This is a genomic window from Herminiimonas sp. CN, from assembly GCF_000622895.1.
Taxonomy (GTDB): Bacteria; Pseudomonadota; Gammaproteobacteria; order Burkholderiales; family Burkholderiaceae_D; genus AVCC01.
This window is the reverse complement of sequence record NZ_AVCC01000012.1, coordinates 48,912-57,959: the sequence shown is the minus strand read 5'-3', so window position 1 is coordinate 57,959 and position 9,048 is coordinate 48,912. Positions and strand designations below refer to the sequence as shown.

General features: G+C 55.2%; 7 protein-coding genes and 1 pseudogene. All 8 read left to right on the top strand.

Translation table 11 applies throughout. The features are described 5' to 3' along the window. Positions 1–137 precede the first annotated feature (137 nt). Positions 138–581, top strand: coding sequence for an OsmC family protein (locus tag HMCN_RS0104680; RefSeq protein WP_025916288.1), 444 nt, complete (start codon positions 138–140; stop codon positions 579–581). Between the two features lie 74 nt (positions 582–655). Further along, positions 656–778 (top strand): hypothetical protein, encoded by a 123-nt coding sequence (locus HMCN_RS19975; protein WP_255342421.1) that lies wholly within the window; start codon positions 656–658, stop codon positions 776–778. Positions 779–804: 26 nt separating this feature from the next. Continuing rightward, the gene (gene nosZ / locus HMCN_RS0104670) at positions 805–2,748 is read left to right on the top strand and encodes a TAT-dependent nitrous-oxide reductase (RefSeq protein ID WP_025916287.1); all 1,944 of its coding nucleotides are present in this window, start codon (positions 805–807) and stop codon (positions 2,746–2,748) included. Between the two features lie 436 nt (positions 2,749–3,184). Beyond that, positions 3,185–5,449, top strand: a complete 2,265-nt coding sequence (locus HMCN_RS0104660) for a 4Fe-4S binding protein (RefSeq protein ID WP_025916286.1) — start codon at positions 3,185–3,187, stop codon at positions 5,447–5,449. Positions 5,450–5,505: 56 nt separating this feature from the next. Then, positions 5,506–6,792, top strand: a complete 1,287-nt coding sequence (locus tag HMCN_RS0104655) for a nitrous oxide reductase family maturation protein NosD (RefSeq protein ID WP_369792136.1) — start codon at positions 5,506–5,508, stop codon at positions 6,790–6,792. Beyond that, entirely contained in the window at positions 6,764–7,693 is a 930-nt protein-coding gene (locus HMCN_RS0104650) for an ABC transporter ATP-binding protein (protein WP_025916284.1), read from the top strand. Before HMCN_RS0104655 ends, HMCN_RS0104650 begins: the two co-directional genes overlap by 29 nt. After that, positions 7,677–8,502, top strand: a pseudogene (locus tag HMCN_RS17285) (ABC transporter permease). The gene HMCN_RS0104650 and the pseudogene HMCN_RS17285 overlap by 17 nt, the downstream one beginning before the upstream one ends. After that, positions 8,499–9,047, top strand: coding sequence for a nitrous oxide reductase accessory protein NosL (locus tag HMCN_RS0104640; protein WP_238551954.1), 549 nt, complete (start codon positions 8,499–8,501; stop codon positions 9,045–9,047). The pseudogene HMCN_RS17285 and the gene HMCN_RS0104640 overlap by 4 nt, the downstream one beginning before the upstream one ends. The last annotated feature ends 1 nt before the right edge of the window (position 9,048 follow it).

Sequence of the window (9,048 nt, the reverse complement as noted above, 5' to 3'; positions counted from 1 at the left end):
CTTTAAGTAAGTAATTGATTACTATCTTAATGTGAAGGAGAGTAAGATTCAAGCAGTTTTAATTCATTTTTAATTCATGTTCGCGGCGCAATGCGTCCGTGTGCTGCCGGTAATTTTTTGGGAAAAGGAGAGGGAAAATGGCTGAAACAGTAAGCATTACCATCACGCAGAAAGACAATTACCAGTTCCTGGTCGACTTCGGCGAGGCGATTCCGGGATTGCTGGTAGACGAGCCGGCGCCGATGGGCGAGGGGCTCGGCCCGGCACCGGCGCATATGTTGCTCACAGCCGCCGCCAACTGCCTGTCGGCGAGCTTGCTGTTTTCTCTGAAAAAATACGGACAGGATGCCGGTGGCATTACTACCAGGGCAACGTGCACGATCGATCGGAACGCCAACAACCGCTTGCGCATCGTCGGGATGGACGTTGCAATCAAATTTGCGCAGGAGGGCGCCAATATCAAGCACCTTGATCGCGTGCTGGGGCAATTCGAGGAATTTTGCACCGTTTCACAAAGTATTCAGGCAGGAATTCCGATCAAGGTCAGCGTTGCCGATGGCGCGGGGGTTCGCTTGAAGTAAGCGGTTGTGCGGGCTAAGGGGGAGGCCGGTAAGGGTGAAATTGAACTGCGAAATTAATCCATGATAAGAATTCCATGTTGATATATATCATGTTTTTTATCGCCTCTAAAGCCGATAATGCGCGTGCAGTAATCCGCATTACAGGTAAATACCAGGTAGGCAAAGGGTTTGCCCAGCCTGAAGTTCAATCGATTTAATAGCCAGCACAAAGGAAGAAGCGCAGATGGATAACGTCAAGAAGAAGATCGTGGTTGAGGATGCACCGAAGCTCGGAAATCGGCGCAACTTTCTGGGGCGCAGCGCATTGCTGGGATTGGCTGGCGCGGGCGTGTCGCTGGGGTTGAGCGGCTGCAAGGATGAAAGCTCCGGCAAAAAAAACGCGGCAGCTCCGGCTGCTGCGGCCAAAGCGGTTGCCAGCGGCGGTCACGAAATAGCCCCTGGTCAGCTGGATGAATACTATGCCTTCACCAGCGCCGGACACGGCGGCGAGATGCGGATTTTGGGCCTTCCTTCCGGCCGTACCTTGAAACGGATTCCGGTATTCAATACCGACTGCATGGTGGGCTGGGGCATCACCAACGAATCCAAGGCAATCATCGGCACCAAGCCCGATGGCAGCCTGAAATACACCACCGGCGACACCCATCACGTCCATGGCAGTTACAAGGACGGCACTTACGATGGCCGCTGGCTGTTTGTCAATGACAAGATTCACTCACGTCTGGCGCGCATCCGCATGGACACGATGGAGTGCGACAAGATTACCCAGTTGCCTAACGTAATGGGCTTCCACGGTATGTTTCCCGATAAGCGCGACCCGGTCGATGAGAAAATCAATTACACCACCCGGGTGTTTTGTGGTCACGAATTCCATATCCCGCTGCCGAACGATGGTCGCGATCTGGAAGATCCAAGCAAATGGGGTTGCCTGTTTAGCTGCGTGGATGCCGCTACCATGGAAGTGCGCTGGCAGTGCCGCGTCGATGGCAATATGGATCTGGTTGCCACTTCCTACGACGGTAAACTGGCCGCTTCGAACCAGTACAACACGGAAAATGGCGCGCTCCTGGCCGACATGATGTCGGCTGAGCGCGATGCCTGCGTATTTTTCAATGTGGCGCGTATCGAACAGTTGGTCAAGGATGGCAAGTTTACGACGATCGGTTCCTCCAAGGTGCCGGTGGTCGATGGCCGCAAGGCCGCCAACCCAGACCCGAAGACTTCGGTAACCTGTTATGTCCCGGTCGGCAAAAATCCGCACGGCGTTAATGCCAGCCCGGATGGCAAATATTTCGTTTGCTCCGGAAAATTGTCGCCAACATGTACCGTAATCGATCTGTCACTGGTGCACAAATGGTTTGATGGCGGCCTGAAAACCGAGCGCGATGCCGTTGTGGCGGAGCCGGAAGTTGGTCTCGGCCCATTGCATACCTGTTTCGATGGCAGAGGCAATGCATATACTTCTCTGTTCCTCGATAGCCAGACTACGAAGTGGAATGTGGAAAAAGCGATTGCCCAGTTCAAAGGGGATAAAACCGCCAATCCGATCATTCAAAAGATGGACGTGCATTACCAACCGGGTCATATCTATTCTTCGATGGGCGAGACCAAGGAATGCGATGGCAAATACCTGAATTCAGGCAATAAATTCTCCAAGGATCGTTTCTTGCCTGTCGGCCCTTTACATGCGGAAACAGAGCAATTAGTCGACATCAGCGGCGACAAGATGCAGTTGATCGCGGACCATACCGCGTATTCGGAACCGCACGACGGCATCATCGTGCGTCGCGACGTGGTCAAGACGCGTCAGATCTATAACATGGATGACTTTCCGAATGCGGTCAAGCCGGAGAATGCAGGCATCGAGCGCAAGGGCAACAAGGTCCATGTGCGTCTGATGTCGCAAGCGCCGAACTACAGCATGCCTATCATCAAGGTCAAGAAGGGCGACGAAGTCACGCTGACGTTGACCAACCATGACAAGGTCGAGGATTTGACCCACGGTTGCGCGATTCCAACCTACAACATCAACTTTATCGTGAACCCGCAGGAGACCCATTCGGTCACTTTCAAGGCCGATAGAGTTGGTGCGTACTGGATTTATTGCACCCACTTCTGCCACGCATTGCATCTCGAAATGCGTAGCCGATTCCTGGTAGAAGCGTAAAATAGCAGGGCCGCGCACCGCTTGCGGTGCGCGGTATTTCTGTTCTGCGGGGTCGGATTGTTTGTGGTTTTATACGTGTTGTATGTGATTTTCGTACAAGTTTTTAGTGAGAATACGGCGGTGCCGCCTATAAGTTTTACCTCAGTTATACTTTCATTTCCTTCAACTCCCTGTCGATCAGAGCGGCTGCAGTTTGAAACAGCGCGGACTGGTCTCACATCGTGTTTTCGGCATTACTATATTGGGTATACGTCAAAATACCGATGTTTTCGCCTGTAATCATTGCGAGTATTGAAAATACCCCATTGTTTTTAATGTACACACCGAAAATTTCAAGGGTCTTGAAGTCCGCCGCCACCGCATTGTGGCGTAGCTCGCAGAATGACGTGTGCCAAAGCGTGCGCCGCTCTCAATTGATAAAAGTTCAGTAGGTTTTATGAAACACATTTTTGCTCGTGGCCGTTTGTTGCACTTCATCCTGTCAATCTGCGCCGGATTCGCCGGCTTGCTGCTTGCAGGCTTCGCCCATGCCTCGGTATACGACGCCGAGTTGTCGGCGGAACTGATGAACGGGCCGGATCTGTGTGCTTCTGCTCCATGCCGCGATGTGATGCCGGCCGCTACGGAATTTTCCCATCGCATGGGGCGGCCGAGCTATGTGGAGGCTTACGCGGAAAGCAAGGACGGCCACGAGGATAAAGGCAAGCGCGAGAGCAAAGATGGCGACAACGAGCATAAGCGCCTGGTCGGCTACGTGTTTCTGTCAACCGATGTGGTGGATATTCCGGCTTACTCCGGCAAGCCGGTCGTTACCCTGATCGGTATGGATACCAATGGCCTCATTACCGGCGTGCGCGTGTTGAAGCATTCGGAGCCGATTCTGCTGGCGGGCATTCCCGAGTCCGAACTTCTCAAGTTTATTCATCAATACATCGGTAAATCAGCCGATGCAAAACTGGTTATCGGTCAGGGCCAGAATGACAATGGCGCACTCAGCCTGGATGCCATCAGCGGCGCTACTGTTACCGCGATTGCCGAAAACCAGGTGATTTCCCGCAGCGCCTATGAAATTGGCAGGCAGGTAGGTATCATCAAGAGTACGCCGCGGCCGCCGGCTCGCTTTACCGCAATCAATCCGAAGCTGAACTGGGACGAGTTGGTTAAGGAAGGCAGCGTCCAGCATATCCTGGTGTCGGCCAAGGATGTGGGCGCCACCAATCCCGATCAACCCTATATCGATTTGTATTTCGGCTACCTGAACGTGCCGGCGATCGGCACCAGTTTGCTGGGCGAACACGCCTATCGCCGCCTGATGGACGACTTGAAGCCGGATGAGCATGCCATTTTCATCATTGCCAACGGCCAAAGTTCCTTCAAGGGATCGGGCTATGTGCGCGGCGGGATCTATGACCGGATTCAGGTGCGCCAGGATCCGGAAACTTTTACCTTCCGCGATACCGATTACCTGAATCTCTACCATTTGCAGCCAGCCGATGTACCGGGTTTCAAGGAATCCGGCATCTTCATTGTGCGTTCCGCCGACTTCAACCCAGCCTGGCCGTGGCAGTTGACATTCCTGGCTAACAGGACCGATGCCAAGAGCGGCGTCAAGACCTTCGTCCATTTCGACCAGGAGTTGTGGTTGCCGGCGCGCTATCTGGAGGGCGGCCGTCCCGCAGTGGATCGCCCGCAAGAGGCATGGAAGGCAATCTGGCAGGGCCGTAAACTGGAAATCACGCTGTTCGTGCTGATTCTGGGATTTGCTGCGTTGATGTATTCGCAACGCGACATGCTGGTGCGCATTTCCAGCCGCAAGCACAAGCCCTGGATTTCCTGGCCGCGCCATCTGATCTGGATCGCCAGTGTTGGTTTCCTGGGCTTTTATCTGAAGGCGCAACCCAGCATCACCCAAGTGCTGACCTGGTTCCATTCGATCATTCATCAGTGGAAGTGGGAGTTGTTCCTGTCCGACCCGTTTATCTTTATCTTCTGGTGGTTCATCATTATCACCGTGCTGCTGTGGGGGCGCGGAGTGTTTTGCGGCTGGTTATGTCCGTTTGGTGCGCTGCAGCAACTGGCTCATAGCGCCGGCAAGCTGCTGGGCCTGAAAAAATTCCAGCGCTTGCTGCCCAAGAACCTGCATGACAAGCTGAAATGGATCAAGTACGGCGTCTTTTTCGTGTTGTTGGGGGTGTCGTTCTATTCGATGGAAACGGCAGAGCATCTGGCTGAAATCGAGCCGTTCAAGACCACGTTTTTGGTTGGCGTCTGGAATCGCACCTGGCCATTCTGGTTGTTTATTGGCGGCATTCTCGGCTTCTCCTTCTTCAGCGAGCGGCCGTATTGCAAATACATTTGCCCGCTGGGCGCCGGCCTGGCGATCCCCAGCAAATTGCGCCTGTTCGGCTTGAAGCGCAAGACCGAATGCCAGACTTGCCACGCCTGCGCCACCGGCTGCGGTTCCAACGCGATTGACGTGCAAGGCAAGATCGATCAGACCGAATGCATGCAATGCCTCGATTGCATGGTGTTGTATTACGACGATCACGCCTGTCCGCCGCTGGCGAAGGAACGCAAAACCCGCGAGAAACTGAACTTGCCGCTGACCGCCATCGATGCCAGGGGCTACTTTATTCCGCTCGACAGCGTGCGTCGCAACCTGTCTGAAAAAACTGCGCAAATGGCTGCCAAGAACTCGTGATCCGATTACAAGCAGGTGGTTCTCCGGAACCGCTGCGCAGCGCGCGCAGAACAAAAATTCCGATATTGCACGGTTTGATCCGGATCGTAGCGCTGGCAACCTGGTTCGGCCTTGCCGGCAGCCCGGCTTGGGCTGCCGTGCTGCAGGTGCAGCCAGGTCAGTCGATCGCGGCGGTGATTGCCGCAGCTAAGCCGGGGGACACCGTGCAGGTTCCGTCCGGCACCTACAGCGAACGGCTGGTGATAGACAAGCCGCTGACCCTGCAGGGCATCGGCCGGCCGACCATCAGCGGCGGCAATAGCGGCGACGTGATCCGCGTGCGGGCCTCGGATGTGACAATCGAGGGCTTGATCGTGCGCGACAGCGGCATCGACCTGACTGCGCAGAACGCCGGTATCTACATCCAGCCCGGCTCGGACCGCGCCACGGTACAGGATTGCGACCTGGTTTATAACGCGTTCGGCATCTGGCTGGAAAAGTCGAATAATTCGCGCATTCTGCGCAACCTGATTACCGGCAGGCGCGATCTGCAGTCGGTGGAGCGGGGCAATGGCATCCAGGTGTACAACACCAACGGCGCCCAGATCATCGGCAACAATATCAGCTACACGCGGGATGGCCTGTATGTGGATGTATCCCAGAATGCGCTATTTCGCGGCAATAAAATGCATCATCTGCGCTATGGCACGCATTTTATGACGACCGATCACACCATCTGGGAAAATAACGAGTCCTATCTGAACCAGGGCGGGCTGGCGCTGATGGAAGTGCGCAGCCTGACGGTGCGCAACAATATTGCATGGGGCAATGTCGATCACGGCATCATGCTGCGCACGATTCAGGATTCAGTGATTGAAAATAACGTGGTGGCAGGGAATGGGCGCGGTTTTTTTATTTATGACGCCGAGTACAACACGCTGCAAAAAAACCTGGTGATCGGCAACCGGATCGGCGTCCACTTGTCGGCCGGTTCCGCCAACAACAAGGTCGATGGCAATGATTTCATCGATAACCAGTCGCAGATCAAATACGTTGCCGCCAGCGATGTTGTGTGGGGCCGCACCCAGGGCAATTACTGGAGCAATTACAGCGGCTGGGATCAAAATGGCGATGGCATCGGTGATATTGCCTATGAAGCCAATGACGTGGTGGACCGGCTCAACTGGCAATACCCATTGGTCAAGCTGCTGTTGTCGAGCCCGTCGATGCAGACCTTGCGCTTCGTGGCACGGCAGTTCCCGGTGCTGCGCGCGCCCAGCATCGTGGACAAGCATCCGCGTATGCGCCCCTTGAATCAGGATTGGAGACGGTGGAGTGACAAACAACCCCCTGCAGGTGACTAACGTCAGCAAATATTTTGGCGACGTGCAAGCTGTCAATGACGTCAGCCTGTCGGTTGCCAAAGGCGAAATGTTCGGACTGATCGGCCATAATGGCGCCGGCAAGAGTACGCTTTTCAAGTTGATGCTGGGATTGATTCCCGTTACCAGCGGTGAGATCAGGATTCACGATGCCGTGGTCGGCGGACGTGATTTTCGGCAGATGCGACGTCGCATCGGTTACTTGCCGGAGAGTTTCGTTACCTATGACAATCTGACCGGCCTGGAAGTGCTGCGCCTGTTCGCCGATTTGAAACAAGTGCCGCGTAATACCTGCGCGGCAATTCTGGAGCGGGTCGGACTGGCCGATGCGGCTACGCGGCGGGTGCGCGGTTACTCCAAGGGGATGCGGCAGCGGCTCGGTTTCGCCCAAGTGCTGCTGGGCAATCCGGATCTGATTTTTCTGGACGAGCCGACCAACGGACTCGACCCGGAAGGGATCCACGAGTTTTACCGCATTCTGCGCGATGTGCAGTCACAAGGAGCGACCATTATCATTACTTCGCACATACTGGCGGAGATTCAGGGCCGCGTCGACAGTCTGGTGATCCTGAGTTCCGGCAAGATCGCAGCGCAGGGAACGCTGACCCAGTTGCGCGCCAATATGGTTTTGCCATCGGTCATCGAGGTCGCGCTGCGTGCCGGACAAGAGCCGCGCATGCGCGTTGTACTGGATGATTTTGCCGGACTGGAGTGGCAGCTTGATGACGGTTGCGCCCGCATATCCTGCCCGGCCGCCAGCAAGGTGAGCGTACTGGCCCGGATCATGGCGGTGTCCGATGCCGTGCTCGATATCGTCGTGCATGAGCCGTCGCTGGAAGACCTGTTTCTCGGTTATGGAGGGCGTCATGTCCAAACGCATTGAATGGACCCAGGTACGCGTGATTGCCGCCAAGGAGTTTCGCGACCGTCTGCGCAATTTGTGGGTAGTTGCGGTTGCCGTGATTTTTTCATTGTTCGCGCTGGCGATTGCCTATTTGGGTTCGGCGCAGCAGGGGGCAGTCGGCTTTCGCAGCATCGACGTCACGATTGCCAGTCTGGTCAGTCTGGTGATTTACCTGGTGCCGCTGATTGCATTGATTCTGGGCTATGACGCCATCGTTGGCGAGAAGGAGCGCGGTTCGCTGGAGCTGCTCCTGTCGATGCCGATTACCCGGTTTGAGATCCTGATGGGGAAATACCTGGGACTGTCAGGTGCTCTGGCCAGTGCCACAGTGATTGGCTTCGGTGCCGGCTTGCTGCCGCTGGCTTCGCAATTGGGCGCCAACGATCTGTACCACTATACCGGCTTTGTACTGAGCGCGATTTTGATGGGCATGGCTTTCCTGAGCTTGTCGCTGCTGGTGTCCGTGATAGCCCAGGATCGGATACGGGCCAGCGGTGTGGCGATCATGCTGTGGTTTTTTTTTCGTATTGATTTTTGATCTGCTGCTGATGGGAGCATTGGTCGTCAGCCAGGGCAAACTCGGCAGTACGCTGTTTGCCGGGTTGCTGATGCTGAATCCTGCCGACGTTTTTCGCTTGTTGAATATTTTCAGTTCCGATCAAGTGCAGAGCATGTATGGCTTGGCGACAGTGATGCCGGAGAGTCTGACCAATCCGGCAATTCTGGTCAGCATCATGTTGGGCTGGATCGTGCTGCCGTTCGTGTTTACCCAGTGGAGATTCAAATGAAATCGACTATGATCGGCTGGCATAAATTGCTGCCGGTGAGGCATAAATTGGCCGCTAGTTTGCTGTTATGTATTTTGCTCACTGCCTGCAATCAGGCTATTCCCAAGGTGACGGCGCTGGAGCCGACCAGCGACACCGCCTGTGAACTCGACGGCATGATACTCAAGGATTATCCGGGCCCCAAGGCGCAGATCCACTACGCGGAAGGCAAGCCTGAATTTTTCTGCGATCTGATGGAGCTGTTCATGATGGTGCTGGCGCCCGAACAAAAGCGCCCGATGGCTGCCGTATTTGTGCAGGATATGGGGAAAACGTCATGGGAGCATCCGGCGGGCAACTGGATCGATGCCAAGAGCGCCGTTTACGTGGTGGGAAGCAAGAAGCTGGGTTCGATGGGACCTACCTTCGGGTCATTTTCCCGCATGCAGGATGCCGAAGCTTTTGCGCAGAAAGAGGGCGGCAAGGTGCTCCGCTTTGATCAGATTACGCAGGATATGCTGAATCGCGGCGGCAATGCCGCGCACGATACAACGATGTCGCATTAGG